Source organism: Luteimonas notoginsengisoli, assembly GCF_042648885.1.
GTDB classification, from domain to species: Bacteria; Pseudomonadota; Gammaproteobacteria; order Xanthomonadales; family Xanthomonadaceae; genus Luteimonas; species Luteimonas notoginsengisoli.
In genome coordinates this window covers 1-1596 of sequence record NZ_JBHRYF010000018.1, presented here as the reverse complement: position 1 = coordinate 1596, position 1596 = coordinate 1, and the positions used below count along the sequence as shown (strand labels likewise).

The 1596-nt window shown below is 58.5% G+C and carries 2 protein-coding genes; both read right to left on the bottom strand.

The window, feature by feature from the left end:
* Positions 1 to 512 precede the first annotated feature (512 nt).
* Positions 513 to 983 (bottom strand): DUF305 domain-containing protein, encoded by a 471-nt coding sequence (locus ACFOM9_RS15405; RefSeq protein ID WP_386712894.1) that lies wholly within the window; start codon positions 981 to 983, stop codon positions 513 to 515.
* Positions 984 to 1053: 70 nt separating this feature from the next.
* Positions 1054 to 1359 (bottom strand): cupin domain-containing protein, encoded by a 306-nt coding sequence (locus tag ACFOM9_RS15400; protein WP_386712891.1) that lies wholly within the window; start codon positions 1357 to 1359, stop codon positions 1054 to 1056.
* Positions 1360 to 1596 lie beyond the last annotated feature (237 nt).

Here is a 1596-nt window from a genome sequence, read left to right as displayed (position 1 = left end):
GTGACAGGCTTGCGCCGTGCACTGTCAGGCGCACCAAAACCGCACAGCCTTTGATGTGTCCCGAGCGGCCTAACGCCTGAATTAAGCCGCGCCGCGAAGCGGCGTCGGCTTGAATGAATTGTTAGAGCCCATCTCGCGCCACCGAAGCCGCGACATAGGAGTGCGCGGAGGGCACGGTTTTGCGAAGGGCTCCCAACTGAATAGTAAGGAGGTCGCCATCTCGATAGGTTGCCACATGGATGGGGTAACGAATGCCCTCAACTGCATCGAGTGGCGGGCCGGAACCTAGGAAGCCAACCTCAGTCTCCTCCCCGCGTGGGGTGAAGTGCGCGGGCGCTTGGCAGCTAGGGCAGCGGAATGCAACAGATGAGCTTGCCCAGCAGAATGCGCTCTCAAATACGTCCGCAAAATTGACGCTTTTCTGGCACTCGGGGCAGACGACATTCATGGGCTCTAACACCTGAGTTAAGCCGTGCCGCGAAGCGGCATCGGCTTGAACGAACTGTTAGACGTCACTCCTGCGCCCTTTCGGTCGATTGATCTTGCAGGTCACTGATCAATGACTCCATCTCGCCAATCTCACGGCGTTGAGCCTCAATGATCTCATCCGCAAGGGTTCTTACTCGGGGGTCCGAGATCCGGGCCCGCTCACTTGTGAGGATTGCAATGGAATGGTGCGGGATCATGGCCTTCATCCAGGCGATGTCTCCCACCGTCGACTGGCTGCGAACGAGCCAGAGGCCTAGAGCCATCAAGCCCACGCTTCCAATGACAATGGCCAGATTGGCAGTCTTGTTCTTGTACATATGCCGCATGAAGAAGAGCATCACCAAGGCCATTGATCCAGCCATGATGAAGGTCATGAACATGCGGGTTTGGCTGAACCAGACATGGTCGGCCTGGTAGGTGTTGAGGTACATGAGGCAGAACATCAGTACAGAAGCAGCCAAGATCATGAGAAGGAATGTTCTGTACGGCTGCATTGTTCTCTCCTGTGACGTCTAACACCTGAGTTAAGCCGCGCCGCGAAGCGGCGTCGGCTTGGACGAATTGTTAGGCCTCGCTGTCGACGATGACGAGCGTGCCATGACTCCCTTCCGCCACGGCGTGTGGCACGCCAGCTGGAACGATATAGACCTCGCCTGCGCCGACGCGAGTAATCGCCGTGCCGAACTGCAAATTCATGTGCCCTTCGAGAACCAGCAGCGCCTCATCAAACGAGTGCGATTCGTTAGGGTACGCCCGGCCATCCATTCGTACGACCTTGAAATTGGCCCCGGCGGGTCGACCCACGATCCGCGACTGCCAAGCTTGCGGCAGCGACGATGCAAGAGCGACGAGATTTGTGTGTACGGTCATCGAGATGCTCCTTGCGGGGCCTAACACCTGGAGTTAAGCCGCACCGGAGCGCGCAGCGCGGAGGGAACGCCAATCGCGCAGCGATTGGGGTGTCGGCTTGAACGACTTGTTAGGGTGCAGCTGACCATGCATGCGAGCCTGCGCGTTCCCATGCGGAAGAGCAGCAGACGTCCAGCGTTGGATCAGCTGCCCATCATCCGCGCCCACAACCTTCCCGAAAAGCGGTGAACGCCGGAC